Genomic DNA, 26,246 nt, shown 5'->3' on the forward strand with positions numbered 1-26,246 from the left:
TCATTTCTTTCCGGGCGTGCCGTCGAACTTCTTTTCGATATCCGACCAGCAGTCGATGTAGTCATCCTGCAATGGCGCTTCGTCTGCGGCGAACGCGGTCAGATGCTGCGGAAAGCGGGTTTCGAACATGAAGGACATGGTGTTTTCAAGCTTGTCCGGGCCAAGGTTTGAATTCGAGGCTTTCTCGAACGCATCCTTGTCAGGCCCATGGGGCAGCATCATGTTGTGCAGGCTCATTCCGCCCGGCACAAAGCCCTGCGGCTTGGCGTCATACTGGCCGTAGATGTTACCCATCAGTTCGGACATGATGTTCTTGTGATACCACGGCGGGCGGAAAGTGTCCTCCATCACCATCCAGCGTTCGCGGAACAGGACGAAGTCGATATTCGCAGTCCCCGGCTGCCCGGATGGTGCGGTGAGGACAGTGAAAATGGACGGATCGGGGTGATCGAACAGAATGGCGCCGACCGGACAGTAGGTACGCAGGTCGTATTTGTAGGGCGCGTAGTTGCCGTGCCATGCCACCACGTCCAGCGGGCTGTGCCCGATCTTTGTCGTATGGAACTGGCCGCACCATTTGATCGTGACGGTCGAGGGGGCCTCGCGGTCTTCGAACGCCGCCACGGGTGCCTTGAAGTCGCGGGGGTTGGCCATGCAGTTCGCGCCAATCGGTCCGCGACCGGGAAGCTCGAATTTCTGGCCGTAATTCTCGCAGACAAACCCGCGTGCAGGTCCTTCCAGAACCTCGACACGGTACAGCAGCCCGCGCGGCAGAATCGCGATTTCTTTCGGCTCGAGATCAATGATCCCAAGCTCGGTTGCAAAGCGCAGCCGCCCTTCTTGCGGGACAACCAGCAATTCGGAATCGGCCGAGAAGAAATAGTCATCCGTCATTGACTCGGTGACCAGATAGACATGGCTGGCCATGCCGACCTGCGTGTTGACGTCACCGGCCGTGGTCATTGTGCGCATGCCGGTCAGCCATGTCAGGCCACTGTCGGAATAAGGCACAGGGTCCCAGCGATACTGGCCCAGGCTGATGACATCCGGATCGACGCAGGGCGCTGATTTCCAATAGGGCAGGTCGATCTTTTCATACCGGTGCGAGTGCTTCACCGAAGGGCGGATGCGATAGCACCACGTCCGCTCGGGGTGCTGGGCGGTGAACGCCGTGCCGCTGAGCTGTTCGCCGTAAAGGCCGTAGTTGCACTTTTGCGGGCTGTTCATGCCTTGCGGCAGGGCGTCCGGCAGCGCTTCGGTTTCGAAATCGTTGCCAAAGCCGGGCATGTAGCCGGCTTGCGTACCAACAGGCGTTGCTGCCTGCGTCAATTGATGCGGAGTAGTGGGGCGGTTCATGACACTTTCCTCTCTTTGCTACTTGTCGAATAATAGTTGATTTTGTAACTAACAAGGATGACAAAGCCCGGTAACGACAAAAAAGATGACTTTGATCTGCAGGATTTCCTGCCTTTCCTGTTAAATCAGGCGGCAGAGGCCAGTTCGCTGGAGTTTCAGCAGCTTTACAAGAATCGCTATGGGATGCTGCGCACAGAATGGCGTGTGCTGTTTCACTTGGGAAATTATGGCGAGATGACAGCCAAGGAAATTGGCCTGCGGGCCAAGGTCCACAAGACCAAGATAAGCCGCGCAGTTGCCAAACTGGAACAGCGCCGGTTCCTCAGGCGAAATCGGGACGAAAGCGACAGGCGGGTCGAACACCTGTCCCTGACGCCTGCGGGCCAGACCGCCTATCGCCAGCTTCGACCGATCGCCGAGAAATACGATGCCCGACTTGCGGCACAGTTCACAACGGGTGAGGCGGCCTTGTTGCGCATGATGCTGAGACGGTTGGCTGGATTTGAATGACCACTGGTATTTGCCGGTGCGAACCCCCAGATGGGTCATGGAACGACACAGGAAAGTGACATGATGGCCTCGGACCCCAACGCGGCAAAATCATACGAGCTTATCGACTGGCTGGTGACACGTGGCCTTGAAGGCGCGGGCGAGCAGGATCTGCTGGACGGCTATTGCAACAAACTGCTGGAGCTTGAGGTGCCGCTGATGCGGTTCCACGCGGCCCAGCCTGCTCTGCACCCGGCCTATGGCGGCACCGGGTACAGCTGGTACACAGGGCGCGGCGGAGAGTTTCAAACCTTTGACTATACCGAGACGCCAAGCGATCAATGGCGGCTCAGCCCGTTATACGCCATCCTGAACGACGGCTTGGATGTGGTGCATGAACGGATCGTGGATCAGAATACGCCCAGCCGTTACCCCATGATCAACGAATTACGGGAAATCGGTGCCACCGAGTATTACGCGACCGGTGTTCATTTCAACGCCCCGTCACGGCCTGACCATACGGGCGCCAACAAGCGCATAGATGGCGTGCTGATGTCCTGGACCAGCAATGCACCCGCGGGGTTTCGGGACGCGGACCTTGACCTGATCAACAGCGCGCTGCCGCATCTGGGTCTGGCGCTGAAATCAGCAACCGGCGAAACCATCGCCCGCGACCTGATGCGCGTCTATCTGGGCCGCGATGCCGGTCAGCGCGTCCTGTCCGGGGAAATCCGGCGCGGCTCTCTGCAGCAGATCGACGCGGTCATCTGGAACTTTGACCTCGAAGGCTTCACCGGCCTTTCAGAAGAGCTTCCCGGGGCCGAGATCATCGACATGCTGAACGATTATCTGGCGGTTGCCGTGGAAGTTGTTCACCAATTCGACGGAAGCATCCTGAAATTCATGGGCGATGGTCTGATGGCGATCTTCGACGTGGGCGAGATCGACGCCGACGCCCGCGCAGCGTTGGATGCTGTTGCAGCGTTACAGGACAGTATGTCCGAGCTGAACGCACGGCGCACGGCCGAGGGGCAGCGGGTGACAAACTATACTCTTGCCCTGCACGCCGGAGAGATCCTTTATGGCAATATCGGTGCTGAAAGCCGTCTGGACTTTACGGTCATCGGCCCGGCCGTAAACCAGGCCGCGCGGATCGCCGGGATGCACCGATCGCTGGGACAGCGCATCCTGTTGTCGGATGACGTGGCCCGCGCGGCGCGGCCCTGCGCGCATGATCTGGTATCGGTTGGCCGATATATGCTGCGTGGTGTGGCTGAACCGAAAGAGTTGTTCACGGTCTACACCTGAAACGGGATAACCGATGCGGGGCAATAGCGGCATCAGGGCGATTGCCGCACCTTCATCTCATCCAGATGGGCAGCCAGGTCTGTCGGGCTCATGTTTTCGGCCAATGAACGATGCATGAACGCCGCCTGTGTCTCGGGCGCCAATCCGTCCTTTGGGGGATCGCGGTCCAGATTCGTCGGAAACGAATACCCTTCGGCGGTGGCAGCAATCGCGGCGCTGGTTTCGGCGGGGCTGAGAGTACCGTCGCTCTGCGCCTGGAACAGTTGCGGGTAGATCAGCCTGCACATTGCATCCCGATCAATGGATTCCATGGCGCGCCCAAAGGCCGAGGATACTTGCAACAAGTTCGCCATTCGGTGCACGTCCGTCGTCGTGTTGGCGCCGGCAGCGTGAAACAGCGCCGGGTTAAAGAAAACAGCATCGCCTTTCTGTAACGGGATCTGAACGCAGTTCTCCTCGAAAATCGCGCGAAAATCATCGCGCCGCCACGCTGCGTATCCCGGTTTGTAGGCTTGTGAAAAAGGCAGCAGTTTTGTCGGCCCGCTTTCGACCGGCATATCGCAATGCGCAATCGCGCCCTGTAACGTCAAAGCAGGTGACAGGTCATGGACATGCGTCGGATAGCTGGCGCTGATCGCGGCGGTCTGAAATCCCAGATGATAGTCGCGATGCGCCTGCTGCGCTGCACCACCGGGATGAACTAGATTGACCTGCGCCGTCATCTGGTAGTTGGGGCCAAGCCATGCCTCGCAAACCGCTGCGATCGAAGTGTTGGCGAAGTAGCGCATATAGACGCCCGGTGCGAACTCGCACAATTTTTGGAGTGAGTTCCAGATCCGGTCATTAGCTCCGGACGCTGCAAAATGATCACCGCCGCCCAGCGCGGCCGATTTCTCTTTGGCGATGACGTCCTCGAAAATTGAGGTCGCCTCATCGATCACGCTCGTATCTGCATAGGCACCCTTGAGGGCAATTACCCCGGCACCTGTTTGAAAAACCTGCGCCCATTCACCCAGAATGGTTCGGCGTTTAGAAGGGTCATTCAACAAGGGTTGAATGTCTTCCACATGATAGATCGGCACGTTCTTTTCGATCGCAGCAGCATGGGGAACGGATTCAGGCGCAACGCGCTGGTCTATAAGTGCTGCGAATTCGCTGAGATCGCAGGCTTCTGGGTCATAGTAGCGAATATTGTCGCAGTTGGTGCTAACCATGGCGGCTTCTCCCTCGGTTACGATCAGAATAGCGGTACAGCGATTGATTTGAGCGCAAAAACACATCAGAAACACATCAAATGACACATCGTTTTCCAATTAAAGAAATCGCCAGACAGGCCGGGTTGGGGACCGCAACGGTTGACCGGGTCCTCAATGACCGGGCGCATGTAAGTCCGCAGACAAAGCTGCGGGTGACGGCGGCGGTCAATGAGTTGATTGCGCAAGAAGCTCAACTTGCCGCCCGAGGGAGACGCCTGTTTTTTGATTTTGTCGTGGAAGCACCGCGCCGATTTAGCAGCGAAGTGAAAGCCGCAGCAGAAGCAATTCTTCCTCAGATCGGAAGCGCGGTTTGCCGCCCTCGGTTTCTGCAGCAGGAAATTATGGAAGAAGACGAAGTTGTTGGTGCCTTGCAGCGGATCTTGAAACGCGGCAGCCAAGGCGTGTGCCTGAAGGCGCGGGACACCCCGAAGATCAGAGCAATGGTGAACCGATTGTCGGCGGCCAGCATTCCCGTAGTCACATTGGTGACGGATATCTGCGAAACTGACCGGATTACATATACCGGACTGGACAACGCAGGCGCGGGACGCACGGCTGCCTACCTTGTTGCCAAGTCGGTCGGTGATGCGTCCGGAGCTGTCTTGGCCACGCGCAGCCATGAACGCTTTCTTGGAGAAGAAGAGCGAGAGACAGCTTTTGTCGACGCCTTGTCAGTCCGGTGTCCGCGTTTGCGAATTGTTTCAGTACAAGGCGGCAGTGGCGTCGATTTTGAAACCTCCAGAGTTTTGTCGACCGCGTTAAACAGCGCGCTTGATCTGCGCGCCGTTTATTCGATGGGCGGTGGCAACCGATCGATCTTGAAAGCGCTTGATGACAACGGGCTGAGGCCGGATGTCTACGTGGCCCACGATCTTGATCAGGAAAATCGGGAACTGATCCGAAGGCAGCAATTGGACTTTGTTCTGCACCACGATCTGAAGCTGGACATAAGAAACGCCTTTGACGCTTTCCTAGAGTTTCATCAACTTTCATCCAGCCAAATAGAAACACCGATCTCGACGGTTCAGGTGCTGACACCAGAAAATGTCCCGCCTCAAAGGTGATGTGCCTGAAGGTGTTTGTTCGGATCAAAAGTCGATCTCGACGCCCGGCAGGCTCAACTCTTTCATCATATCACGCAGTTCCTGACGCGCAGCGATGTTCGAGATGTTAAGCTGCTTGACCCCGATATCTTTGAGGTCCAACAGGGTCAGGCCCCGGGGGAACAGTTCGCGGAAGATCACCCGCTCGGAAAAGCCCGAGGCCACGCGGAAGCCGATGCGTTGCGACAGCATCTCGATCGCACGCTGCATCTTTTCCTTGTTAACCATGCGCTGGGTACCGACCCGGTTGCGCACAACGACCCAATCGATGGGTTTCAGCCCGGCCTGAGCGCGCAACTGCCGCGCGTTCCAGACCATCTCGGAATAAACCGACGGGCCCAGAATTTTCTCACCCTTCGTGTCGATCCGTGCCAGCAGGTCGAAATCGATGAAACTGTCGTTCAGCGGGGTGATCAATGTGTCGGCCAGGGAATGCGCCACCTGGCTCAGGCGCGTGTGTGATCCCGGGCAGTCGATCAAGATAAAGTCGCTGTCGCTTTCCAGCTCGGCCACGGCGGCAGACAGGCGGTGATCATAGATGTTTTCACCCGGTCCCAGCTTGCTGGCGTCGATCTCGGGCAGGTCATGGTGGCGGGGGCTGGGAAGCGCAACCTCGGAGCCATTCAGAAAGTTCCCGCGATTCTCGAAATACCGGCCCAGGCTGCGCTGGCGCAGGTCCAGATCCAGCGTACTGACCTTGTGGCCCAGACGCGCCAGTGCGGTTGCGACATGCATTGAAACGGTCGATTTTCCCGCGCCGCCCTTTTCGTTCCCCACTACGATGATATGTGCCATGCCTGTATTCCCAAGTCCCGCCGTGCTTCCCCACACGTTGTTGCGACCCACTATATGTTGTGTCGGGTGGGAAGGGAAGAACTCTGAGCCTACGATTGTGGCAATATCCACCTTTGCGGTTCGGGGTTTTGCTGTGCAGGTAGTGCCGAAAACAGGCGGTTGTCAAATTCAAGACGACCGCTCAGTCTGAGCGCAGGCAACGGGAAGGCGTAACGTGGATCACTTGTTTCTCAATGTTCTGAACGTGGTACTGCCGGTTTTGATCTGTGCAGGCGTCGGATACTGCCTGGCCGTGACCAAGGCCCCCTTCGACAACAAGGTGATTGGCGGCATCGTGTCGAAGGTCGGTTACCCGACCTTGATCATCTCGCATTTATCCACAACCAATCTGGCGGTCGGGAACTTTTTGGACATGATGAGCGCTGCTGCGCTGGCCGTTGCAGGATTCGGGGTGCTCGGATTCGCGGCCCTTAAAGCGCTGCGCTTACCGGTTCGCGCATTCCTGACGCCGTTGATGCATGGCAATGTGGGCAATATCGGACTGCCAATCACATTGCTGGCGTTGGGCGACGCTGGAATGGCCTATACGATGGCATTCGTGGTGGTTGTTCTGATCAGCATTTTCACGTTGGGGATGTGGATCCCGGCAGGTTCATTCTCGGCCAGAAAGCTGGCGACGTCGCCGATCATTTATGCGGTAATCCTGTCTCTGTTGCTGATGGCCACGGGGCAGAGCCTGCCGCAGCCGATTGCCAAGTCCTTTGATATCCTCGGTGGCCTGTCGATCCCGCTGATGTTGCTGACGCTCGGCCACACCTTGGCAAGCTTGCGTATAAGCAGCCTCGGGCGGGCCGTGCTGTTGACTGCTTTGCACCTTGTCATGGCGCTTGTCATCGCCAGCGTTCTTGTGTGGCTGTTCGGGTTCACCGGTGCAGAGCGCGGTGCATTGATCCTGTGCTGCCTGATGCCGTCATCAGTGGCGACCTATCTGTTCATCGACCAGCACGTGCCGGAATACGGACCGGATGTGGCGGGGTTCATTCTGGTCTCGACCTTGGCGACGATTGTGGTGTTGCCGTTGGCTTTGACCTTCTGGATTTGAGGTGCTGCGCGTGATTTTTGATCGCTCTGCGCCAGTTGACGGCGACAAAATTTGCTGCGCCGTCTATAAGTTACGCGAAAGGGACACTCGGCGACGACAGGCAGTGCCGGGGTCCATTCAGATCAAGGAACGCAAAACGGTCCCGAAGGTGAGGTGATGTCAACAGCAAGCGCCAAAGATACATCCGACATGAAAGGGGCCAGAGTTGTCCTGGCAATGACTGCGATCTGCATGATGGTGGTCGGGTTCAACACAACTGCGGTCGCGACCATTCTGCCAAACCTCAAGGCCGAGTTCGACCTGACCCCTTCAGGGCTGCAATGGGTGATGGCGATCTACACCGTGGTCAGTGCGGCGCTGGTCACCATTGTCAGTCGGTTGGGCGACATAACCGGCAAGATGGGTGTCTTTTTCTTTGGCATGATCGTCTTTGCCATCGGCTCGACTTCGGTCCTATTGTCTCAGGACACGGCGATGCTTTTGATCGGTCGCGGTGCGCAGGGTGCGGGGGCGGCTGCGTTGTTCGGAACCTCGCTGTCCTTGTTGACCGCCGCGACGCCCGAGGAAAAGCGGGCGGGCGTCACCGGGGCGTGGGGTGCGATTGTCGGGCTTGCCATCGGAGTAGGGCCCATCGTCGGTGGTTCCTTCGCGCATTACCTCAGTTGGCGCGGCGTGTTTGCGACTGACCTTGCGCTGCTGGTGGTCGCCTTTGTGATCGGGTTGCGCGTGCATAAACGTGGCTATGTGCCGGACACGCGCCAGAGCGGTGCTGAATTCGACCTACCGGGGGCAATCGCGCTGGTTCTGCTACTGGGGCCGCTGTCTTTTGCGCTGAGCAATGGAGAAAGCAAGGGATGGGGCAGTGCGCTGACGCTTGTGCCCTTGGGAATATCGGCTATCGCAGCCGTCGCGTTGGTGATCACCGCGCGCCGCAGCGATGATCCGTTGATCGAATTGCGATATTTCCGCCACCCACGGTACTTTATGGCGGCGGCCGGAATGTTCTTTACCGGCTTCACGCTGTTTTGCTTTTTTGTCTATTTCAACACCTTCGTGCAGTCGCCCGATGCGTTCGGCTATTCGTCTGTGACCGCCGGTGCCGCGATCATGCCATTGAGCCTCAGCATGTTTGTGGTGTCGGTCACCGCACCGCGCTTTCTGGCGCCGTACAGCTTCAGATGGCCTGTGCTGTTGGGTATGGGGTTCATGGGTTGCGGTCTACTGCTGCTGACAACGACAACGTCGACCACGGGCTATGCGGAATTCTGGTGGAAACTGGTGATCGTCGGGATCGGGCTGGGCATCGGGTTTTCTTTGCTGCCGAGGCTGGGTCTGCGCCTGTTGCCGGAAGAGCATATGGGGCAGGGCTCGGGCGTCATCAACGCCTTCCTGTACTTTGGGGCAACCATTGGCGCGGTTGTTGGAGGTGTCGCTGAATCCCGGACCATCCGCGCTGGCTTGTCCGAAGTGATTGCTGCATTGCCAGACGGATCAACGCAGCGCGAGGATTTGGCCCACGCGCTGACACATGGAACGCCCAGCCAGATTCAGGGTTTGATCGCCGAACTTGATCCGCAATCCGGGGCCGCCTTGGCACAGGCTTTGCGCGATTTGCAAGACAACGCCTTTGACAGCGCCATGCTGGTCGGGGCGTTGGCCGCGCTGACCGCGATGGTGTTGTCGCTATTCCTGCTGCGTGGACCTGTTCCGCCGCTGCATGAGGCCGCAAAACTGACACGGAAATAAGGCTTGAGGTGCGGTTGGTTTGGCCTCAAGGGCAGGGTCTGGGCCAATGCAATTTGATCCGGGGAAATAAGGCGAAGCTGCTTTAATGGACCACTGAGCAAAAGCCCGAGTTTCAAACCGCCTGCCAAGTTCGTGTGGCGCGGTTTACACAATAGCCCCCAGCCAAGAAAAAAGCCGCCCCGGTGGGCGGCTTCTCCAATTCGAAGGGTTCAGGTTCAGAAACCCAGACCTTCGTATTTCTTTTTGAACTTCGACACGCGGCCGCCAGTGTCCATCAGACGCGACGAACCACCGGTCCATGCAGGGTGCACGGAGGGGTCGATTTCCAGAGCCAGCTGGTCGCCTTCGGCACCCCAGGTGGATTTCATCTGCACAACGGTGCCATCGGTCATTTTGACGTCGATGACGTGATAATCGGGATGGATGTCTTTTTTCATCTTTCCGTTCCTTACGCTTCGGCGCCAGCTTTGGGCTTGTAGTTGGTAACCTCTGCGATACGTGCGGATTTACCGCGACGCGAGCGCAGATAGTACAGTTTGGCGCGACGGACGCGGCCACGGCGGACAACGGTGATGCTGTCGATGTTGGTCGAATGCAGGGGGAACACACGCTCCACGCCTTCGCCAAACGAAATTTTACGGACGGTGAACGAACCGGCGATGCCGCTGCCACCTTTGCGCGCGATGCAGACGCCTTCGTAGTTCTGCACGCGGGTACGTGACCCTTCGGTCACTTTAAAGCCGACACGGATGGTGTCTCCGGCTTTGAAATCGGGGATGTCTTTCCCCAGGGCGGCAATCTGTTCCGCCTCAAGCTGTGCGATCAGGTCCATCGCAGTTACTCCTATCTGCTCGTGGTTGGTCCACGAAGTTTGGGCACGGCCTGAGAGCTCTTGGTCTTCACCGGGTCCTGCGTGCAGCCCGCCAGAGGTCAGATCGAATGTTCCTTTGGTCCGGTCTGACATGCCGCGCCCCTGCAGAAGAAAGCCGGGCGTCTCGCCATGATGCAAACCAAAACACCGGAGTCGCACTGTGCGGCACCGGATTGCGCTCGTTTAAGGAATTTGCGGACAGGGATCAAGCCCAATTTGCCAATAACATCGGTGCCTGATGGTGGGTTTTTGCCGTCTGAAAATTGCACCGTTGCCTTGCGCCGCCAATCAGGCATTCTGAGAGCAATTACAAGAGCAGATTTCAGATACAGGAACAGATGATGCATAAAGCTATGTTGCTGGCCCTTTTGGCCATTGCGCTGGTCTCCTGCGGGCGGCGCGGGCCGCAGCCGCAGGCCGTTGATCCGCTGGCGTTCGCCGATGCAACCGCGCCATCGGTGATCTATCCCGATTTTGGAGACGCGGACCCGCATGAGTGGGAGGGGCGGCATCCCGGGCTCTACCCTGTGCATGGGTTGGACGTGTCGCGCTGGCAGGGTCCGATCGACTGGCGTACGGCCAAGGCGTCGGGGGTCAGCTTTGCCTTCATCAAAGCCACCGAAGGCGGCGACTTTTCCGACCCGCTGTTCGAAGATCATCGCCGGGGCGCGCAGGCGGCTGGGGTGCCCTGGGCAGCATACCACTATTACTATTTCTGCCGACCGGCCGCGGAACAGGCGCGGTGGTTCATCCAGAACGTGCCCAGGGGGGCCGATCTGCCACATGTTCTGGACATGGAATGGACGCCGCATTCCAAAACCTGCACTTTACGCCCGGATGGCCGAACAATCCGGGCCGAGGCGCAGCGGTTCCTGGACATTCTTGAGCGCCATTACGGTCGTCGACCGATTGTCTACACGACAGTTGATTTCTTCGAGGATACCGATATCGGCCGTCTGCCGAAAACCGAATTCTGGCTGCGCTCGGTCGCGGGTCATCCGCGCGAGGTCTATCCCCGGACCGTCTGGCGCTTCTGGCAATATACCGGCACCGGTTTGGTGCCGGGCGTGCAAGGGAAAGTTGACATCAACACCTTTAACGGCTCGCCCGAGATTTGGGCGCGATGGAAGGCCGGGGCCTCTTAGGCCCTTGGCGCACCATAGGTTTCAATCGTGCCGCCACCAACAAGGTGATCCAGCCGTCTGACACGCTCTTCTCCATGGGCATCGTTCAGCCAGAACTGCTCGCCATCCGTCAGATTGCGGCGTTCAAAGCCCTGCCGGGTCATACAGCGGTCGACCTGGTCGATCTCACCCTGCGCGCGCACCGAGTCCTGTGTGTTGTAACCGACGATGGCACCGATCAGTGGCGTCGTCAGAAGGATGCCGGTTGCGTAGGCGCCGATCACAGCGCTGTCGCCGCCGATATCCGCCTCGGTCGAGCAAGACTGAACCGCAACGCGGGCCGAGTGCAGATTGTGGCCAGCCTGGGTAGGCACCGACATTCCAAGGGGTTTGGTGGTGCACGCCGAAACGGCAAGCACGGCCAAGCACAAGATTTTTTTCATTTTACAGCCTGTTATGCGTTGATACTCAAATTGCCCACGGCAACATCTAATAGACGAGTATTTTCGGAAACGATCAGCTTCAAGCGGTGCGGTCAGAAAGCCTCAACATGCGACTTGTCGGCCACACGAAGCTGGGTCAGTCCGCCGCTTTGTCGCATGCGTTCACGTAGGATTCCCACAGATCCGGCCGCCGTTCACGGGTGATCTGTTCGGACATTTCGTGTCGCCATTCCGCGATACGTCCATGATGGCCCGACATCAGGACTTCTGGTATCGCGCGCCCTTTCCAGTCAGCGGGCCGCGTATATTGCGGATGCTCCAAAAGTCCGGAAGAAAAGCTCTCGTCTTCCGCTGATGCCTGATTGCCCAAGACACCGGGGATCAGTCGCACCGTGGCGTCGATTAGCGCCTGCGCCGCAATCTCGCCGCCGGTCATGACGAAATCGCCCAGCGAGACTTCCTGAACGCCGTAATGGTCCAGCACGCGCTCATCAACACCTTCGAACCGACCGCACAGCAGGGTCATACCATCGCAACGCGCCAGGTTTTGCATCATTTGCTGGTTCATGGGCCGCCCGCGCGGGCTGAGATAGATCAAGGGCCAATTGCCGCGAACACCTGCCATCGTATGCTCGATCGCCTCGCCGAGAACATCCGCGCGCAAAACCATTCCTGCGCCGCCACCTGCGGGCGTGTCATCAACATTGCGGTGCTTGCCGATACCGAACGGCCGCAGGTCGACGGTTTCCAACTGCCACAACCCGTCCTGAAGCGCCTTACCGGTCAGGCTCTCGCCAAGCACGCCGGGAAAGGCCGAAGGAAACAGTGTGATGACCTTGGCCTTCCAGACACCATGCAGATCGGGTGTCGGGGTCATCAACTCGCGCGGTTTCAGCGTAGGGCGGATCGCCTTGCGGCCGTGTGATTTTCCGGGTTGGTCTGTCATGTGATGCCGATCGGGTCTTTCCGGGCAGATTGAACAAGGGCACGCTTTTGCCGGATCAATTCGGGTTCGTCCAGGTTGGATCGGTTCAACGCCAATATCTCGGCCAACGCCTCAACGGGCAGGGCCGAATTCCTGCGTTTGGGCCTGACCAATTCCTGCGCTTCAGGGTCCGGCAGGTCCAGAAACGCGGCAAAGGGAGCGCCCGGTCCAAGCGGATGTTGTTGCAGGTCGTGCAGCCATTCAGACCGGACCTGCGCGTTTGGCAGGCGATCGCGGATCGCCTCGACGGCGTCTTCGGGCGATGGGACGGAGCGCATCCGGGTCTGAAACGCGTCGAAATCCTGCAACAGCCGGCTGCGTTGCAGGTCATGAGCCCAAAGGCTGCGCAACCATTCGGTCCGCTGCCGCAGAGAATAATACAGCGTGATGTCGAGCTCTTCGTCCACAAACCGGTTGCGGATCAGGCTGACCAGACAGGCCGCCAACTCGGGCGCAGCCTCGTAACCCACGGCCACATTGCGGCTGGGTCGAAGGCCCGAGAAGTTCTCTTCGCTCAGGATCAGTCCGCGCTTTTCACCGAAATCGAGATCGGCCAGCAGGTTGCGTGTAGGGTTGGAGAATTCGGTCAGCGTACTGTGCGTGCCATAGACCGAGTACCGGGTTGCCGCATCCGACAGGCCCAGTTTTCGGGTTCGAAAGGGCAGGACAAGCGCATGATGCCGCCAGATCAGCTGGCGGTTTTCGTACAGAAAGGACTGCGCTGCCGTCGTGCCGGTCTTGTGAAGACCCAGATGCAGCAACACCTTTCGCATTACATCAGGCCCTCAGGCGGGTCGGCGACGATGCGACGCTGTTCCAGATCGACCGTTGGCACAACTTCAAGCGTGAAGGGCAGCAGAACGGTTGATTTCAGCCCCGGCCCATGAAGTTCCAGCAAATCCGCCGCGCCATGATTTTGTACCGCTTTCACCCGGCCCAGCAGCGTGCCGCCGGTGTCGTAAACCTCAAGCCCGATCAGATCGGTGTGATAAAACTCGTCATCGGGCAAAGACGGCAGTTGATCGCGCCGCGCAAAGAGGCGCAGGCCATTGATGGCGTCAGCCTGTTCTTTGGTCTCAATACCCCCCAGCCGCGCCGCGAAGCCGTTCTTGATCGGGCGGGTCAGGACCACAGGGTAGCGTTCGCTGCCCTTCTCGTCAGTCAGGGGCGAGTAGGATTCGATATCTTCGGGCACGGCGCAAAAGCTTTTCAGACGAACTTCGCCACGCACGCCGTAAGAGCCTGCAATGCTGCCGACGCAGATCAGATCACTCATTTGGCTCATCCGTCACACATAGCCCATCTTGCCATTGCCCGCGCGCCTCGCACGCTTCGCGTTGATTTGAACGTTCAAAGAACACGCCGACAATAAAGGCGATCAGCAACAGGATGGGAAGTCGAATTAGCCCGAACATCCGCCTATCGCACCTCGATTGTCAGAGTGTCGTTGCGGTTTTCCCAACCTGCCTGTTCCAGTTCTGGCGTGTCTGACAGGTCTTCGGGCCAACCGACACAGAAATAGCCGATCATGTGCCAGTCGTCCGGTGCGCTCAGATCCCGCACCAATTGAGCGGGGTCCAGAATGGACACCCAGCCCAGCCCCAACCCTTCGGCCCGGAGCGCCAGCCAGAATAGGGTGATGGCCGAGACGACCGAATAGCGCCGCATCTCGGGCATGGTGCCCGCACCCAGACCCTGTCCCTTGTCGGTGGCATCGTCGCAGAACACGGCAAGCTGAACCGGGGCCTCTTGCATGCCCGACAATTTCAACTGGCTGTACAGCTGCGCCCTGTTGCCGGAATATCCGGCCAGCGCCTGCTCGTTTGCGGTTTGGAAATTTTTCAGTGCCGCGTTGCGCGCGGCCTCACTTTCGACGCGGATCACGCGCCAGGGTTCGCTCAGCCCCACCGATGGGGCCAGTCGAAATGCGTCGAGGCAGCGCGTCAGCACTGCCTCGTCCACCGGATCGGTGCGAAACCGGCGCACATCGCGCCGGAGCCGCATCAACAGATCGAACTGCGTGCGAAAATCGTCGGAAAAAGTCTGATCCCGCACGCGCCCGCCTGCTTATTCTTCTGCCGCAGCTTCTTCAGCCGTTGCAGCCGCCGCCTCAGTAGCTTCAGCAGCCTTGGCTGCTTTCTCTTCCGCGCGTTCCTGAGCTTTCTTGCCCGGGGTACCCTTGTTGGGGTTGTTGCGCTCGGCCTTGTCACGGGCGCCGGCAGCTTCCAGCATGCGCGCGATACGGTCGGTGGGCTGTGCGCCCTGATCCAGCCAGTACTGGATGCGCTCCATGTTCATTTTCACGCGCTCTTCGCTGTCTTTCGGCAGCAGCGGGTTGTAGGTGCCCAGTTTCTCGATGAAACGGCCATCGCGGGGCATACGGCTGTCAGCCGCAACAATGCGATAGAAGGGACGTTTTTTCGAGCCGCCGCGGGCGAGACGAATTTTCATTGCCATGGTGGTATCTCCTTTGAATGGCGTATCCGGCGTGGTGCCGGTTTAGTTCTGATGTTTCTTATGGTGTCGGATGACTTCCTGAATGATGAAGTTCAGGAAAGCCTTGGCGAAATCGGGATCCAGATCGGCCTCTTTCGCCAGGTCTTCTAACCGTGCGATCTGCGCGGCCTCGCGCGAGGGATCGGACGGGGGAAGGTCGTGTGCGGCCTTGAGTTTGCCCACAGCCTGCGTGTGCTTGAATCGCTCGCCCAGCGTGTAGACAAGGATCGCATCCAGCCGGTCGATGCTTTCGCGGTGGTCCTTCAACAGCGCGGCGGCCTGGGTCACGGGGTTGGTCATTGGCCGGTCCTTTCGGTGGTCAAGTCGATCTGCGGGTGGCGCCAGATCTGGGCGTGTTTTCCCAGAAGCTCGGCATTCTCAAGCTCGAGCGTTGCGCCAATACGCTTTGCTAACGCGCGCGAGCGATCGTTTGCATGGGCGATGTACGAAATCACCCCATTCAGACCCTGATGCCGGGCTGCATAGTCACGTGCGGCGGCGGCGGCCTCGGACCCCAGACCCCTGCCTTCGGCTTCTTCCATCAGCGTCCAGCCGAGTTCGGGTTCAGCCCAGCCGGGAACGTAGATCATACCAGCCCAGCCGACAAACGCTCCGCTGGTCTTTTCGGTCAGGTGCCACAGGCCATAGCCGCGCAGCGCCCAATGACCCAACCGGTTTGACAATGAGCTCCAGCTTTCAAGGGCGTCTTTAGGTCCGCCCACCATATGGCTGCGTTCGGTGGCGAAGAACGCGGTCATCGCGGGCAGATCGTCCAGATGCGGCGCGCGCAGGATCAGGCGGTCGGTTACGACGGTGGGGATCGTGAACGAGGTCATGCGTAGGCCTCCATCCCGCCATTCACCAAATCGCTTGGCGCCGGGTGCCGCCAGACGTGCATCGTTCCGAATGCGGGGTGTTCGTAGGTGTAATCGAACCGGGCGCCCAGCCGTTCAGCAACGGCTTTGCTGCCCAGATTGTCCGGATCAATTAGCGATATTGCGGTTTCCCAGCCCAGCACGTCATAAGCGTGAGCACGCGCTGCCAGTGCAGCCTCGGTCGCATAGCCTTTGCCGGTTGCGTGGTTCATAAGGGTCCAGCCGATTTCCGGCTCGGGCCAGCTGTGCGGGAACCAGAGACCTACACGCCCGACATACGTTCCGGTGTCTTTCTCTTCGACCCCCCAGAACCCATAGCCACGCATCGCCCAATGCCCCAGCAGCATGGCAATCGCGCGCCATGTCTCATCGGGGCGCTTTGGCCCGCCCACGAAATGCGAGGCGTCGCTGGCAAAGAACTCGGCTTCGGCCTCGAAATCAGCCTCGGAAGGTGCGCGCATGATCAGGCGTTCGGTCTCAACGGTTGGGATGGACATCGCGAGATTCATGACGGCGCCTCGTTGTAGCGCCAGACATGCTGGTCCGGACCAAACGCGGCTTCGGCGGCCGTATCGCGCGACGCACCCAGCCGCTGTGCCAGAGCGTTCGAGCGCGTGTTGGATCGCGACACATAGCTTACGAACTGGCCAGACCCAAGCAATTCGAAGCCAAAGTCACGCACGGCGGCGCAGGCTTCGGTGGCGTAACCCTTCAAGCGATGCTGGGCGCTGAACAAATATCCCAGCTCGGGCTCGTGATCGTCCCATTCCAGCCCCAGAATGACGAACCCAACGGTTTCGCCACCCTCAGCCAGAGTGACCGCAAACAGGCCGTGACCGTGCAAAAGCCAGCCGGATGTATAATAGGAAAACTCGGTCCAGGCGTCCTGTTCGGTATCGCCAAAGCTGTCCTTGCAGATCGACGTCCATACCGGCAGGTCGTCCAGAGTGGGCGCACGCAAGACCAGCCGCCGGGTCTCAATGACCGGCAGGGCCGCGCGATATTGCGCTGCTGCCATCGCCGCCTTTCCGGACGGGGGCTGGGTGCAGCGTGCTGGCGTCACTTTTTCTTCCCGAACCCGCTCAGACCCGGAGGCAGCGCCATGCCGCCGCCCATTCCGGGCATGCCGGGCATCTTGCCGCCCATCGCCTTTGCGGCTTGTTCCAGCGCCTTGGGGTCCATGCCTGCGGCCATTTCCTCTGGCGAGGGGCCGCCCTTGCCAAACATGCCCTTCATGGCCTGTTTCAGCATCTTGCCTTTGCCCATCTTGCCCATCTTTTTCATCATGTCCGACATCTGCCGGTGCATTTTGAGCAGCTTGTTTAGGTCGCTGACCTCCATCCCCGAACCCGCAGCGATCCGCTTTTTACGGCTCGCCTGCAAAAGCTGGGGATTGGCGCGTTCGCGTTTGGTCATCGACTGGATCATGGCGATCTGCTGGCGCAGGATCTTGTCGTCCAGCCCGGCCTGATCCATCTGCTTGGCCATCTTGCCCATGCCCGGCATCATGCCCATCATGCCCTGCATGCCGCCCATCTGGATCATCTGCTCCAGCTGCATTTTCAGGTCGTTCATGTTGAACTGACCTTTGACCATGCGCTTCATCATGCGCTCGGTCTGTTCCATCTCCATCGTTTCCTGGGCCTTTTCGACCAGAGCAACGATGTCGCCCATGCCCAGAATACGACCGGCGATCCGGTCTGGCTCGAAGGTTTCCAGCGCGTCCATCTTCTCGCCCAGACCGACAAAGCGGATCGGCTTGCCGGTAACCGCGCGCATCGACAGCGCTGCACCACCGCGCCCGTCGCCGTCCATCCGGGTCAGGACCACGCCGGAAATGCCGACCTTGGCGTCGAACTCCTCGGCCACTTCAACGGCGACCTGACCGGTCAGACCGTCAACCACCAACAGGGTTTCGCGCGGGTCAACTGCATTGCGGACCTGCTCGACCTCGTCCATCAGGACATCGTCAATGTGCAGACGGCCCGCGGTGTCGAGCATATAGACGTCATAGCCGCCCAACGTGGCCTGCTGCTTGGCACGCTTGGCGATATCGACGGGTTTCTGGCCGGGCACTATCGGCAGCGTATCGACGCCGACCTGCGTGCCCAGAACCGCCAGCTGATCCATCGCCGCCGGGCGATAGACGTCCAGCGAGGCCATCAGGACCTTTTTGCCCTCTTTCTCTTTCAGGCGTTTCGCCAGCTTACCGGTGGTGGTTGTCTTACCCGAGCCTTGCAGACCAACCATCAGGATCGGGGCAGGCGGGTTGTCGATCTTCAACGCGCCGGGATCATCCTCGCCGCGCAAAGTATCGACCAGCGCGTCATGCACGATCTTGACGACCTGCTGACCGGGGGTGATCGACTTGGTGACCACCTGTCCGGTCGCCTGTTCCTGCACCTTCTTGACGAATTCGCGGGCAACCGGCAGCGAGACGTCAGCCTCAAGCAGAGCAACCCGAACCTCGCGCAGGGCGGTCTTGACGTCCTCTTCGGACAGCGCGCCCTGTTTGGTCAGCCGGTCAAAGACGCCAGAGAGGCGTTCGGATAGATTTTCAAACATGCCTTCGGCCTCCTTAGCCGGTTATCTGGTGGCGCTTCTCAGATAAGAAACACCGGTTAAATTCACAATTGCCCCCTCCCACTGAATTAGACGTGGGGGTAATGCCAAATAGCATTGCCCCCACGGGCGAAACTCGCTGGTGGGGGGGCGATCCCTGAATGACTCAAGGGACCGGAAGGATGGTCTCTTCCGGATGTTTGGGCGTCATCTACGCTGACGGGTCCCATGAGTCAAGGCAGGCGCTTTGAGCAAATGGCCGGGTGGTGTAGCGTCCTGAGATCGGGGTCAGGGTTGGAGATTGGTCATGAGTCAGCCATTGCCGCAGCGCACCGAAGACTATGTTGGTGAAGTCACGAACACCGACATCTGGTCCTGTTTTGATGTTCGCCCGGATGACATCATTGTCTGTACGCCGCCCAAATGCGGAACCACGTGGACGCAGACCCTGGTGCGTATGCTGATCACCAAAACTGCCGATCCTGGGGTGTACGACAATCAGGTCTCGCCCTGGCTGGATTGTGGATTCCGAGACCGGGAAAAGCAGTACAAGTTGCTGGTCGCACAGACGCACAGGCGGTGCATCAAAACCCACACACCTCTCGACGGGATCACGTATTCGCCAGACGCAACCTATCTTGTGGTCCATAGGCATCCGATTGACGTGCATTTCTCGATGCGCAGCCACGTAGCGAACATGAAGGATGACTGGCTGGATTACCTGTTCCCCGAGGACATGTCAGAAGCCTTCGCGATGTTCCTTGACCGACCATCATCATCCAAAGGCACCGACGATCTGACGCTGGCCTCATTTGTCCATCATTATCGATCGTTCTGGGAGTATCGACACCTTCCTAATATCCATTTCCTGCATTACGCCGAACTTAGCCGCGATCTGCCGGGGCAGGTGGCGCGGCTCGCCGGGATTATGGAGACCGAGATCGAGCCGGCGTTGATTGAAGATATCGCAAAGGCCGGAAGCTTTGGCTCGATGAAGGAAAACGCGCGGCGCGCGTCACAGGCCCCCGGGTTCAAAAGCGCGTTTCAGGATTATGCGAATTTCTTCGCGTCGGGCACCAGCAACAAGTGGGAGGGCAAGCTGACCACCGAAGACATGGCTCGATATGACGCTTGCTTTTCCGCGATGGTGACACCGACCGAAAGGGGCTGGCTGGAACATGGTCGGATATTGTGATCGTCAGGCTTGTATCTGGGCTTTGTCCTGTCGGGCAGGAAGCCAGTCATTGACCGCATCGACCAATTCATGTGCCCCGCGTCCGTTCGAAAATGCCTCGACAATCGGATGCCGCCCGGCGCTCATACCTTCATCCAGTATCAGGACAGGGCGATAGAGGGTCGATGAGCCTTTGTCGCTGCGCGATACTGTGCTTTCGATCTCGGCATGGGACAGATTCGACAGATCATGTTCGACCACGTCATAGCCAAAGACCGATTGCCTGCGGATTACGATGCTGCCTTTGCTGCGGTCCAGTATGACCTGTACGCGCCGGACAAATGCGCAGAAGGCTCCGACCCCCATCCCGCCACCAAAGAGAGCGAAGAAGATACCAAACCAAATACCCTCGCCACCCTCGCTGGCCAGAAACAGCCCCGCTCCGACGAAGGCCAGAATGAAGAAAACCAGCATGATGCCGATGAACCACGGCGTGTCGGACAGGATCAGTTGGTTCGGGGTGTTGCGCGTGACTTTCATGACGGCACGCTAGCACCGAATACCGCGCCTGTCGTGGCTTGAATTTGCGCGCCCGTTGCGCGATGAGCGCGTCACACAGGAGGTTCTCATGGACGCATCATCCGCCTTTCAGGATACGTTACCGCTCAGCTCGGATGCGCTGTTGGCGCAACTGGACGAATGGGGGTTGGCTTATCGCCTGCACACCCATGTGCCATTGCGCACCGTCGAGGAGTCCAAGGCGGTGGAGGATCAGTTCATGGTCCCAGGCGAAAACGCGCTGCGGCTCAAAAACCTGTATCTGCGGGACAAGAAAAAGCGGAATTATCTGGTGACGCTGGAACAAAGCCGTGAGATCGACCTCAAGGCGCTGGGCACAGAGCTGGGGATCGGGAACTTTTCCTTCGGCTCGGCAGACCGGCTGATGCAGAACCTCGGCATTCGCCCTGGCGCGGTCAGCCCGTTGGCAATGATCAACGGGGTGCAGAACGATGTGCGGTTCTTCATGGACACGGCGGCCCAGCAGGCGGATATGATCTACATGCACCCGCTGGTCAATGATCGGACCGTGGCCTTGGCGCGTTCTGATTTGATGGCGTTTATAGACCGGATCGGGTGCGAGGTCAGCTGGTTGGCATAAAGGAACGCGCCTTGCGGCGCGTGTCTCCGACGGAGGTATTTTTGAACAGAAGAAGGGGCGGGCGCTTTATGGCTCTGCGAGTGCTTGTTTCAGCGCGGCAGCCACATGAGCGGCGGAAGGGTTGATGAACAGATGGCCTTGGGACTCGAATACCGGGTCGTCCAGATGGTCAGGGAAAGCCAGCGGAAGTTCGGTACAGGCCAAGAGAATCGCGGTGCCGGGCGCGGCGTGTTTGTTGCAGAAAGACAAAAGCCGGTCGCGCGCTTTCTCGGACGCGCCGCCATAGAAATCGCTGTCGATCATCGCCTGCATCTCGGCGATCTCGCTTTCGGGAAGGCGTTCATTTGCGCGGATACCCTCGTCCGCAAGCCGGTCGGCATAATTGGTGGCTTGCATCGTTACGCTTGTACCAAGGACCAGAGCCGCTGTGGCACGGGTGCTGGCCGTTGCCTCTGCGGTTGCGTCAAAGATGCTGAGGATCGGCAAGGAAACGCCCTGGCGGATCGCATGCAGGCGCACGTGTGGCGTATTGGACGCAATGATTCCGAAATCGCATCCTGCGTTTTCTAAGGTTAATAGCGCGTCGCGGAACACAGCGTCGAAATCGGCCCAGCTGGCCTCGTCACCAGCCACGCCGCGCAGGGCGCGGGTTCTGGCCTGGGTAACGGATTCGATTGTCATCGGGGGGATGGGCAGCGGCGAGCCGTGACCGCGTTCGGCGAAATGGCGCCCCGCACCTTCGGCGATTGCCCGATAATAGTCGACGGTCGAGGCCCAACCCACACCGCCCAGAATTCCAATTTTCTTCATTGAAAACGTCCAGCCTGTCCAAACCAGTTTCGGGACAGACTGAACGTTTCAGGGGGTGCAGGTCAATCAGGCGGCAAGCTGGGACACCGCTTTTTGTGCTTTGCTCAACGCGCCTTCGGCGTCCAGCGCCATCTTGTCGGCGGCAACAACGTCGACATCGGTAATGCCGATGAATCCCAGAACGTGTTTGGCGTAGTTGGTTGCAAAGTCGATTTCCGATCCAACGGCGGTACCGCCCGAGGCGATGGCAAGAACGGCGCGTTTGCCCTCCAACAAGCCTTTGGGGCCAGCTTCTGAGTAAGCAAATGTCATTCCGACACGGGCGACAAGGTCGATCCACGCCTTGAACGCGGCAGGGACCGAGAAGTTGTAGATTGGTAGGCCAATGACAATCGTATCGGCATGCTGCAGTTCCTGAACCAGCTCGTCCGACAAGGACAGCCGATCGCGTTGAACTTCGTCCCGCTGATCTGCAGGGGTGAAATTGGCGTTGATCCAGTCTTCGGTCAGCAGCGGAAGGGGCGAAGCCAGATCGCGACGGATGATGCGTGATGCGCCAAGGTGTTTGACGATACGATCTGACAACTCGCGTGTGGCAGAGCCGGTTCGACGGGCCGAGGCGTCGATATGCAGGATGGTTTTGGTCATGAGAAGGTTTCCTTTGTTCCGTGTGAGTCTGTTCCTGCTTCCAATATGAATATTGCGAATGTGAACAAAACTCGGATATACCAACAGGCATTGTTAGAATTTGCACAGTGAAAGAGATGCAATGGACAATTGGGATGAAGTGCGTACCGCCTATCAGGTGGCCCGAATGGGAACCGTCAGCGGCGCGGCAGAGGTTCTGGGCGTGCACCACGCCACGGTTATTCGCCACATCGACGCGATCGAGGCAAGGTTGGGCGTGAAGCTGTTTCAACGCCACGCCCGTGGCTATACCGCTACCGATGCGGGTGAGGATCTTTTGCGGGTGGCGCAGGCGACCGAGGATCAGTTCAATCAGCTCGTGGGCCGCATGAAAGGGCGCGGCGACGATGTCGCGGGCGAGTTGGTCGTGACATCACTGGCTTCTCTGGCGCCGTTGGTTGTGCCCGTCTTGTCGGAATTCCAAACCATGCATCCGGGATTGATAGTGCGATACCTGACCGGGGATCGTCTTTTCAGGCTCGAATATGGCGAGGCGCATGTGGCCCTTCGGGCAGGTGCAGCACCGGATCAGCCTGACAATGTTGTTCAGCCCTTCATACAGCAAGAGATCGGGCTCTATGCCAGCACCAGTTACATCAAGCGGCGCGGCAAGCCCAAAAGCATCGACGAGTTTGCCGATCATCTGTTCGTCGGCACCGATGACGAAAACAGCCGGGCCCCGTTTTCCCGCTGGTTGCGAGCGAATGTGCCCGACACGGCCATCGCATTCCGCTGCACCAACAACTTCTGCATGCGCGAGGCCGTTCTGGCCGGGGCCGGGATCGGATTTTTGACGCGGCAGGAGGCCACACGCGATCCTGATCTGGTCGAGATCATCGATCCCTTGCCCGAGTGGTTCGGCAAGCTTTGGCTTGTGACGCATGTGGATCTGCATCGCACGACCAAGGTTCAGGCTTTCCTGTCATTTCTCAAGGAACAATCCAAAGGCTGGAACCCGTGACGCCGCACGCCCGTGGCCATCTGGCCATGATAATTTTTTCGGTGTTGGTGGCCGGCAGTTTCTCGTTGGGGTCCATCGTGGCCAATCAGATCGCGCCTATGGCCATCACCGCAGGGCGGTTCTTCATCGCCGCTGTAATCATCGGTGTTGCGGCGGTGGTCTCCACCGGCTTGCCGCGCAGCGCGGCGCAAGCCCCCTGGCGTTATTTGGTTCTGGGCGCGCTGTTCTCGGCGTATTTCGTGCTGATGTTCTACGGGTTGAAGACTGCCGACCCGGTCAGCACGTCTGCTGTGTTCACGTTGACCCCGGTCATGTCTGCGATTGCCGGCTGGCTGTTGCTGCGCCAGGTCACGACGCCGCGCATGGCTTTGGCGCTGACAGTCGGCGCCGCCGGAGCTTTGTGGGTGATCTTTCGCGCGGATTGGCTTGCCTTTCGTGCCTTTGAGGTCGGACAGGGCGAGATCATATACTTCTGGGGCTGCCTTATGCATGCGATTTATACGCCAATGGTCCGCAAGCTGAATCGTGGTGAGTCGGCTGTCGTGTTTGCGTTTGGAACACTTGTGGCCGGGTGCGTGATCCTCACGATCGTTGGCTGGTCCGACATTCGCAATACCGATTGGTCAAACCTGGCCCCAATCGTCTGGATCAGTCTGCTGTATCTGGCGGTTTTCGCCACGGCAGCCAGCTTTGTGCTGGTGCAGTTCGCGGCCCTGCGTCTGCCCTCGGCAAAAGTGATGGCATATACTTACCTGATCCCCAGCTGGGTTATCCTGTGGGAAATTGCGCTGGGGCGTCCGGCCCCGCCTGCGATGGTGCTGGTTGGCGTCGTTCTGACAGCGGTTGCGTTGATACTGCTGTTGAAATCTGAAGAGCCAGCGCCGACCGAGCCCGCTTCACTGACCGAATGACTTTCGAAATCGGCGGCGCAAAGTCGCTGTCGACACCCTCTTGCTGGGTGCCTGGATCATGAGGTAGATCAAAGTTTCCAATTCCTGAATGTATTAGCCTTGCTGTCAGGAGGAGAGAGCCATGTTCAATCACATAATGATCCCGGTCGACATCCATCTGCCGCCAGAAATCCGGAAAGCGATGGATGTCGCGGCAAAGATGGCCGCGTGGCAAAAGGCGAAAATCACAATTGTCAGCGTCACCGGAACGCAAGGCGGTGATATCACACATTCAGATTCTGCCGTCGCGGCGAAATTGCACGAGGTTGGCGATGAAATTGCTGCAAGCAGCGGCGCGGAGGTCGCCGTCCGAAACATCCATTCGGTCGATGTAGCCGCAGAGGTGGATGGCGATCTGACACGCGCCGCCGAGGAGATCGGTGCGGATCTGATCGTGGTCGGAACACATGCGCCGCGCATAACGGACCACATTTTCTCGAGCCATGCGGGCTACCTGGCCAAACACGCCAAAGTCTCGGTCTTTGTTGTCAGATAGGCTCAGGCTTCGTCCGGTGACGGCAACTCGGTTTCCAAGAACCGCTCGAACGCGTCCAGATTGACCGGCTCGAACTGTCCAAACCCCTGCATCCACACAGATGCCGCCCGCAGGGCGTCGGGTTCCAGCTTGCACCACTTTACCCGCCCACGCTTTTCCTGAGAGATCAGCCCGGCCCTTGTCAGTATAACCAGATGTTTCGAGATCGCTGCCAGAGACATCTCGAACGGTTCGGCCACATCTGTGACGGCCATGTCATCCTCCAGCAGCATCGCAAGGATGGCGCGGCGGGTGGGGTCGGCGAGGGCAGCGAACACGGTGTCGAGGTCGTTGGACATGGCTCTTTCCTAATACGCAGGAACCGGTTTGACAATTTCCGCACCCACGCCATGCTGCGCCGAAACTGGCAAGGGGCGTGACGATGCCGCTGAAATACTGGATGGTGATTTGCATCCTCGGCATCGGTTGGGGCATGTCCTTCATGTTCAACGCCATTTTGCTGCGCGAGCTTGGGCCGCTGTCTGTTTCAATGGGGCGCGTTGGCTTTGGGGCGCTTGGGTGCTGGATCTACGTGCTGGGTCGACGTCTGCCTGTCCATCTGACCCTGGGCCGGGCCGCGGGGCTGTTGGGCTTTGGCGCGCTCAGCTACGCGGGGCCATTTGCGTTTTACGCGCTGGGCCAGCAGCATATCGGCGCGGGTGTCGCCGGGATTGTGAACGCCACAACACCTGCCTTTGCCGTCATCGTCTCGCATTTCTGGCCCGGGGGCGAGCGGGCCACGCTGCTCAAATCACTCGGCGTGATCTGCGGATTTGCGGGTATCGTCGTGTTATCCCTGCCGCTTTTGCAATCGGGGGCGACGTCCGAGTTCTGGGCCGTTCTGCTCACCCTGCTCGCACCGGTCTGCTATGCGTTCTCTCTCAACTTCGCCCGTGCATTCCGGGATATGCAGCCGGTGGTTCTGGTGGCGCTGGCCATGACAGGCGCAACGCTGGCGATTGCGCCACTGGCGTTGTGGCAGGACGGGCTGCCGCATATCACCCGGGCCGAGACCTGGGCCTCACTTCTGATGATTGGATTTGTTCTGACTTCGGCGGCGTTCATCGTCTTTTACTGGCTGCTGCCCAAGGCGGGGCCGACCAATATGTCGACCCCGACCCTGATCGCCCCGGTGTCGGCGTTGGTACTGGGTGCTTGGGTTCTGGACGAGGTTCTGCTGCCCGAGCATCTGCTGGGCATGGCGGCTATTTTCTTGGGCCTGCTGTTGATCGATGGGCGCATCGTCAGACGCTGGCAAGAGGACAGGGGGAACAAAGATCAACCAAAAGGTTGAATATACGGATTCAACCCAATTCGCTTGATCTGCCATCCCCGCACATCGCCGCAACTCCGACCGTCTGAATTTTTTATTATAAAAATCATAGTCTTAACCGCACCATAAGTGCGACCTCAACCCCGTTGACTCTGCGCCCCTTGCCCCTTAGCACCCTACCCAAGA

At 58.9% G+C, this 26,246-nt stretch carries 32 protein-coding genes; 12 read left to right on the forward strand and 20 right to left on the reverse strand.

The window, feature by feature from the left end:
* On the reverse strand, nt 1-1,356 hold the full coding sequence (gene hmgA, locus ACR0LX_RS13665) for a homogentisate 1,2-dioxygenase (protein ID WP_480784190.1): 1,356 nt from the start codon (nt 1,354-1,356) through the stop codon (nt 1-3).
* A 57-nt stretch (nt 1,357-1,413) separates the two neighbouring features.
* On the opposite strand from hmgA, the gene ACR0LX_RS13670 reads away from it, so the two are divergent.
* Nucleotides 1,414-1,866, forward strand: a complete 453-nt coding sequence (locus tag ACR0LX_RS13670; protein ID WP_480575578.1) for a MarR family winged helix-turn-helix transcriptional regulator — start codon at nt 1,414-1,416, stop codon at nt 1,864-1,866.
* Nucleotides 1,867-1,926: 60 nt separating this feature from the next.
* Nucleotides 1,927-3,153, forward strand: a complete 1,227-nt coding sequence (locus ACR0LX_RS13675; RefSeq protein ID WP_480784191.1) for an adenylate/guanylate cyclase domain-containing protein — start codon at nt 1,927-1,929, stop codon at nt 3,151-3,153.
* A gap of 32 nt (nt 3,154-3,185) precedes the next feature.
* Here ACR0LX_RS13675 and ACR0LX_RS13680 read toward each other — a convergent pair whose 3' ends face one another.
* The gene (locus tag ACR0LX_RS13680) at nt 3,186-4,367 is read right to left on the reverse strand and encodes a phytanoyl-CoA dioxygenase family protein (RefSeq protein WP_480784192.1); all 1,182 of its coding nucleotides are present in this window, start codon (nt 4,365-4,367) and stop codon (nt 3,186-3,188) included.
* An 80-nt stretch (nt 4,368-4,447) separates the two neighbouring features.
* On the opposite strand from ACR0LX_RS13680, the gene ACR0LX_RS13685 reads away from it, so the two are divergent.
* Nucleotides 4,448-5,473 (forward strand): LacI family DNA-binding transcriptional regulator, encoded by a 1,026-nt coding sequence (locus ACR0LX_RS13685; protein ID WP_480784193.1) that lies wholly within the window; start codon nt 4,448-4,450, stop codon nt 5,471-5,473.
* A 24-nt stretch (nt 5,474-5,497) separates the two neighbouring features.
* On the opposite strand, the gene ACR0LX_RS13690 is transcribed toward ACR0LX_RS13685, so the two are convergent.
* The gene (locus ACR0LX_RS13690) at nt 5,498-6,307 is read right to left on the reverse strand and encodes a division plane positioning ATPase MipZ (RefSeq protein WP_480575564.1); all 810 of its coding nucleotides are present in this window, start codon (nt 6,305-6,307) and stop codon (nt 5,498-5,500) included.
* 214 nt (nt 6,308-6,521) lie between these two features.
* On the opposite strand from ACR0LX_RS13690, the gene ACR0LX_RS13695 reads away from it, so the two are divergent.
* The gene (locus ACR0LX_RS13695; RefSeq protein WP_480784194.1) at nt 6,522-7,409 is read left to right on the forward strand and encodes an AEC family transporter; all 888 of its coding nucleotides are present in this window, start codon (nt 6,522-6,524) and stop codon (nt 7,407-7,409) included.
* 156 nt (nt 7,410-7,565) lie between these two features.
* A complete protein-coding gene (locus ACR0LX_RS13700) occupies nt 7,566-9,155 on the forward strand; it encodes an MFS transporter (protein ID WP_480784195.1) in 1,590 nt (529 codons plus the stop codon).
* A gap of 215 nt (nt 9,156-9,370) precedes the next feature.
* On the opposite strand, the gene rpmE is transcribed toward ACR0LX_RS13700, so the two are convergent.
* The gene (gene rpmE / locus ACR0LX_RS13705; protein ID WP_480575555.1) at nt 9,371-9,592 is read right to left on the reverse strand and encodes a 50S ribosomal protein L31; all 222 of its coding nucleotides are present in this window, start codon (nt 9,590-9,592) and stop codon (nt 9,371-9,373) included.
* 11 nt (nt 9,593-9,603) lie between these two features.
* The gene (gene rplS, locus ACR0LX_RS13710) at nt 9,604-9,987 is read right to left on the reverse strand and encodes a 50S ribosomal protein L19 (protein WP_170328369.1); all 384 of its coding nucleotides are present in this window, start codon (nt 9,985-9,987) and stop codon (nt 9,604-9,606) included.
* A gap of 380 nt (nt 9,988-10,367) precedes the next feature.
* On the opposite strand from rplS, the gene ACR0LX_RS13715 reads away from it, so the two are divergent.
* Nucleotides 10,368-11,171, forward strand: a complete 804-nt coding sequence (locus ACR0LX_RS13715) for a glycoside hydrolase family 25 protein (protein WP_480784196.1) — start codon at nt 10,368-10,370, stop codon at nt 11,169-11,171.
* Here ACR0LX_RS13715 and ACR0LX_RS13720 read toward each other — a convergent pair.
* The 11 genes from ACR0LX_RS13720 to ffh form a co-directional block, all read right to left on the reverse strand.
* Nucleotides 11,168-11,593, reverse strand: a complete 426-nt coding sequence (locus ACR0LX_RS13720) for a hypothetical protein (protein WP_480784197.1) — start codon at nt 11,591-11,593, stop codon at nt 11,168-11,170. The two genes, ACR0LX_RS13715 and ACR0LX_RS13720, sit on opposite strands and share 4 nt — an antisense overlap.
* A gap of 136 nt (nt 11,594-11,729) precedes the next feature.
* Nucleotides 11,730-12,539 (reverse strand): tRNA (guanosine(37)-N1)-methyltransferase TrmD, encoded by an 810-nt coding sequence (trmD, locus tag ACR0LX_RS13725; protein WP_480784198.1) that lies wholly within the window; start codon nt 12,537-12,539, stop codon nt 11,730-11,732.
* Nucleotides 12,536-13,351 (reverse strand): hypothetical protein, encoded by an 816-nt coding sequence (locus ACR0LX_RS13730; RefSeq protein ID WP_480784199.1) that lies wholly within the window; start codon nt 13,349-13,351, stop codon nt 12,536-12,538. Before ACR0LX_RS13730 ends, trmD begins: the two co-directional genes overlap by 4 nt.
* Nucleotides 13,351-13,854: a ribosome maturation factor RimM gene (rimM, locus tag ACR0LX_RS13735; RefSeq protein ID WP_480784200.1), complete on the reverse strand. Its 504-nt coding sequence runs from the start codon at nt 13,852-13,854 to the stop codon at nt 13,351-13,353. The genes ACR0LX_RS13730 and rimM overlap by 1 nt, the downstream gene beginning before the upstream one ends.
* A gap of 143 nt (nt 13,855-13,997) precedes the next feature.
* On the reverse strand, nt 13,998-14,633 hold the full coding sequence (bluB, locus tag ACR0LX_RS13740) for a 5,6-dimethylbenzimidazole synthase (RefSeq protein WP_480784201.1): 636 nt from the start codon (nt 14,631-14,633) through the stop codon (nt 13,998-14,000).
* Between the two features lie 12 nt (nt 14,634-14,645).
* Nucleotides 14,646-15,035: a 30S ribosomal protein S16 gene (rpsP, locus tag ACR0LX_RS13745; protein WP_480784202.1), complete on the reverse strand. Its 390-nt coding sequence runs from the start codon at nt 15,033-15,035 to the stop codon at nt 14,646-14,648.
* Nucleotides 15,036-15,077: 42 nt separating this feature from the next.
* Nucleotides 15,078-15,374 (reverse strand): chorismate mutase, encoded by a 297-nt coding sequence (locus ACR0LX_RS13750; RefSeq protein ID WP_039541590.1) that lies wholly within the window; start codon nt 15,372-15,374, stop codon nt 15,078-15,080.
* Nucleotides 15,371-15,910, reverse strand: a complete 540-nt coding sequence (locus ACR0LX_RS13755; protein ID WP_480784203.1) for a GNAT family N-acetyltransferase — start codon at nt 15,908-15,910, stop codon at nt 15,371-15,373. The genes ACR0LX_RS13750 and ACR0LX_RS13755 overlap by 4 nt, the downstream gene beginning before the upstream one ends.
* Entirely contained in the window at nt 15,907-16,458 is a 552-nt protein-coding gene (locus ACR0LX_RS13760; RefSeq protein WP_480784204.1) for a GNAT family N-acetyltransferase, read from the reverse strand. Before ACR0LX_RS13760 ends, ACR0LX_RS13755 begins: the two co-directional genes overlap by 4 nt.
* Nucleotides 16,455-17,012 carry a GNAT family N-acetyltransferase gene (locus ACR0LX_RS13765; RefSeq protein WP_480784205.1) on the reverse strand — a complete coding sequence of 186 codons (558 nt, stop codon included), beginning with the start codon at nt 17,010-17,012 and terminating at the stop codon, nt 16,455-16,457. The genes ACR0LX_RS13760 and ACR0LX_RS13765 overlap by 4 nt, the downstream gene beginning before the upstream one ends.
* A complete protein-coding gene (ffh, locus tag ACR0LX_RS13770) occupies nt 17,009-18,514 on the reverse strand; it encodes a signal recognition particle protein (protein WP_480784206.1) in 1,506 nt (501 codons plus the stop codon). The genes ACR0LX_RS13765 and ffh overlap by 4 nt, the downstream gene beginning before the upstream one ends.
* A gap of 304 nt (nt 18,515-18,818) precedes the next feature.
* Here ffh and ACR0LX_RS13775 point away from each other — a divergent pair, with 304 nt between their 5' ends.
* Nucleotides 18,819-19,706 (forward strand): sulfotransferase domain-containing protein, encoded by an 888-nt coding sequence (locus ACR0LX_RS13775; protein ID WP_480784207.1) that lies wholly within the window; start codon nt 18,819-18,821, stop codon nt 19,704-19,706.
* 3 nt (nt 19,707-19,709) lie between these two features.
* Here ACR0LX_RS13775 and ACR0LX_RS13780 read toward each other — a convergent pair whose 3' ends face one another.
* Nucleotides 19,710-20,225 (reverse strand): hypothetical protein, encoded by a 516-nt coding sequence (locus tag ACR0LX_RS13780; protein WP_480784208.1) that lies wholly within the window; start codon nt 20,223-20,225, stop codon nt 19,710-19,712.
* An 88-nt stretch (nt 20,226-20,313) separates the two neighbouring features.
* On the opposite strand from ACR0LX_RS13780, the gene ACR0LX_RS13785 reads away from it, so the two are divergent.
* Entirely contained in the window at nt 20,314-20,844 is a 531-nt protein-coding gene (locus tag ACR0LX_RS13785) for a prolyl-tRNA synthetase associated domain-containing protein (protein WP_480784209.1), read from the forward strand.
* Nucleotides 20,845-20,910: 66 nt separating this feature from the next.
* Here ACR0LX_RS13785 and ACR0LX_RS13790 read toward each other — a convergent pair whose 3' ends face one another.
* Together ACR0LX_RS13790 and ACR0LX_RS13795 are read right to left on the reverse strand one after the other, a co-directional pair.
* The gene (locus ACR0LX_RS13790; RefSeq protein WP_480784210.1) at nt 20,911-21,654 is read right to left on the reverse strand and encodes an aspartate/glutamate racemase family protein; all 744 of its coding nucleotides are present in this window, start codon (nt 21,652-21,654) and stop codon (nt 20,911-20,913) included.
* 66 nt (nt 21,655-21,720) lie between these two features.
* On the reverse strand, nt 21,721-22,302 hold the full coding sequence (locus tag ACR0LX_RS13795; protein WP_480784211.1) for an FMN-dependent NADH-azoreductase: 582 nt from the start codon (nt 22,300-22,302) through the stop codon (nt 21,721-21,723).
* 121 nt (nt 22,303-22,423) lie between these two features.
* Here ACR0LX_RS13795 and ACR0LX_RS13800 point away from each other — a divergent pair, with 121 nt between their 5' ends.
* From ACR0LX_RS13800 to ACR0LX_RS13810, 3 genes are all read left to right on the forward strand, one after another.
* Nucleotides 22,424-23,302: a LysR family transcriptional regulator gene (locus ACR0LX_RS13800; protein WP_480784212.1), complete on the forward strand. Its 879-nt coding sequence runs from the start codon at nt 22,424-22,426 to the stop codon at nt 23,300-23,302.
* Nucleotides 23,299-24,213 carry a DMT family transporter gene (locus tag ACR0LX_RS13805; protein ID WP_480784213.1) on the forward strand — a complete coding sequence of 305 codons (915 nt, stop codon included), beginning with the start codon at nt 23,299-23,301 and terminating at the stop codon, nt 24,211-24,213. Before ACR0LX_RS13800 ends, ACR0LX_RS13805 begins: the two co-directional genes overlap by 4 nt.
* Before the next feature lie 121 nt (nt 24,214-24,334).
* Nucleotides 24,335-24,748, forward strand: a complete 414-nt coding sequence (locus tag ACR0LX_RS13810) for a universal stress protein (protein WP_480784214.1) — start codon at nt 24,335-24,337, stop codon at nt 24,746-24,748.
* Between the two features lie 2 nt (nt 24,749-24,750).
* On the opposite strand, the gene ACR0LX_RS13815 is transcribed toward ACR0LX_RS13810, so the two are convergent.
* Complete coding sequence (locus tag ACR0LX_RS13815) at nt 24,751-25,086, reverse strand: ArsR/SmtB family transcription factor (RefSeq protein WP_480575498.1); 336 nt, start codon at nt 25,084-25,086, stop codon at nt 24,751-24,753.
* 83 nt (nt 25,087-25,169) lie between these two features.
* Between ACR0LX_RS13815 and ACR0LX_RS13820 the strand changes: the two genes are divergently transcribed.
* Nucleotides 25,170-26,081, forward strand: a complete 912-nt coding sequence (locus tag ACR0LX_RS13820) for a DMT family transporter (protein ID WP_480784215.1) — start codon at nt 25,170-25,172, stop codon at nt 26,079-26,081.
* Nucleotides 26,082-26,246 lie beyond the last annotated feature (165 nt).

The organism is Ruegeria sp. CH11 (assembly GCF_056537105.1).

What these genes read in the sequence shown, in the direction of transcription:
- hmgA (WP_480784190.1), bottom strand. Translation starts at nt 1,356, where the DNA reads ATGAACCGCCCCACTACTCCGCATCAATTGACGCAGGCAGCAACGCCT.
- ACR0LX_RS13670 (WP_480575578.1), top strand. Translation starts at nt 1,414, where the DNA reads ATGACAAAGCCCGGTAACGACAAAAAAGATGACTTTGATCTGCAGGAT.
- ACR0LX_RS13675 (WP_480784191.1), top strand. Translation starts at nt 1,927, where the DNA reads ATGATGGCCTCGGACCCCAACGCGGCAAAATCATACGAGCTTATCGAC.
- ACR0LX_RS13680 (WP_480784192.1), bottom strand. Translation starts at nt 4,367, where the DNA reads ATGGTTAGCACCAACTGCGACAATATTCGCTACTATGACCCAGAAGCC.
- ACR0LX_RS13685 (WP_480784193.1), top strand. Translation starts at nt 4,448, where the DNA reads ATGACACATCGTTTTCCAATTAAAGAAATCGCCAGACAGGCCGGGTTG.
- ACR0LX_RS13690 (WP_480575564.1), bottom strand. Translation starts at nt 6,307, where the DNA reads ATGGCACATATCATCGTAGTGGGGAACGAAAAGGGCGGCGCGGGAAAA.
- ACR0LX_RS13700 (WP_480784195.1), top strand. Translation starts at nt 7,566, where the DNA reads ATGTCAACAGCAAGCGCCAAAGATACATCCGACATGAAAGGGGCCAGA.
- rpmE (WP_480575555.1), bottom strand. Translation starts at nt 9,592, where the DNA reads ATGAAAAAAGACATCCATCCCGATTATCACGTCATCGACGTCAAAATG.
- rplS (WP_170328369.1), bottom strand. Translation starts at nt 9,987, where the DNA reads ATGGACCTGATCGCACAGCTTGAGGCGGAACAGATTGCCGCCCTGGGG.
- ACR0LX_RS13715 (WP_480784196.1), top strand. Translation starts at nt 10,368, where the DNA reads ATGCATAAAGCTATGTTGCTGGCCCTTTTGGCCATTGCGCTGGTCTCC.
- ACR0LX_RS13720 (WP_480784197.1), bottom strand. Translation starts at nt 11,593, where the DNA reads ATGAAAAAAATCTTGTGCTTGGCCGTGCTTGCCGTTTCGGCGTGCACC.
- trmD (WP_480784198.1), bottom strand. Translation starts at nt 12,539, where the DNA reads ATGACAGACCAACCCGGAAAATCACACGGCCGCAAGGCGATCCGCCCT.
- ACR0LX_RS13730 (WP_480784199.1), bottom strand. Translation starts at nt 13,351, where the DNA reads ATGCGAAAGGTGTTGCTGCATCTGGGTCTTCACAAGACCGGCACGACG.
- rimM (WP_480784200.1), bottom strand. Translation starts at nt 13,854, where the DNA reads ATGAGTGATCTGATCTGCGTCGGCAGCATTGCAGGCTCTTACGGCGTG.
- rpsP (WP_480784202.1), bottom strand. Translation starts at nt 15,035, where the DNA reads ATGGCAATGAAAATTCGTCTCGCCCGCGGCGGCTCGAAAAAACGTCCC.
- ACR0LX_RS13750 (WP_039541590.1), bottom strand. Translation starts at nt 15,374, where the DNA reads ATGACCAACCCCGTGACCCAGGCCGCCGCGCTGTTGAAGGACCACCGC.
- ACR0LX_RS13755 (WP_480784203.1), bottom strand. Translation starts at nt 15,910, where the DNA reads ATGACCTCGTTCACGATCCCCACCGTCGTAACCGACCGCCTGATCCTG.
- ACR0LX_RS13760 (WP_480784204.1), bottom strand. Translation starts at nt 16,458, where the DNA reads ATGAATCTCGCGATGTCCATCCCAACCGTTGAGACCGAACGCCTGATC.
- ffh (WP_480784206.1), bottom strand. Translation starts at nt 18,514, where the DNA reads ATGTTTGAAAATCTATCCGAACGCCTCTCTGGCGTCTTTGACCGGCTG.
- ACR0LX_RS13775 (WP_480784207.1), top strand. Translation starts at nt 18,819, where the DNA reads ATGAGTCAGCCATTGCCGCAGCGCACCGAAGACTATGTTGGTGAAGTC.
- ACR0LX_RS13780 (WP_480784208.1), bottom strand. Translation starts at nt 20,225, where the DNA reads ATGAAAGTCACGCGCAACACCCCGAACCAACTGATCCTGTCCGACACG.
- ACR0LX_RS13785 (WP_480784209.1), top strand. Translation starts at nt 20,314, where the DNA reads ATGGACGCATCATCCGCCTTTCAGGATACGTTACCGCTCAGCTCGGAT.
- ACR0LX_RS13790 (WP_480784210.1), bottom strand. Translation starts at nt 21,654, where the DNA reads ATGAAGAAAATTGGAATTCTGGGCGGTGTGGGTTGGGCCTCGACCGTC.
- ACR0LX_RS13795 (WP_480784211.1), bottom strand. Translation starts at nt 22,302, where the DNA reads ATGACCAAAACCATCCTGCATATCGACGCCTCGGCCCGTCGAACCGGC.
- ACR0LX_RS13800 (WP_480784212.1), top strand. Translation starts at nt 22,424, where the DNA reads ATGGACAATTGGGATGAAGTGCGTACCGCCTATCAGGTGGCCCGAATG.
- ACR0LX_RS13810 (WP_480784214.1), top strand. Translation starts at nt 24,335, where the DNA reads ATGTTCAATCACATAATGATCCCGGTCGACATCCATCTGCCGCCAGAA.
- ACR0LX_RS13815 (WP_480575498.1), bottom strand. Translation starts at nt 25,086, where the DNA reads ATGTCCAACGACCTCGACACCGTGTTCGCTGCCCTCGCCGACCCCACC.
- ACR0LX_RS13820 (WP_480784215.1), top strand. Translation starts at nt 25,170, where the DNA reads ATGCCGCTGAAATACTGGATGGTGATTTGCATCCTCGGCATCGGTTGG.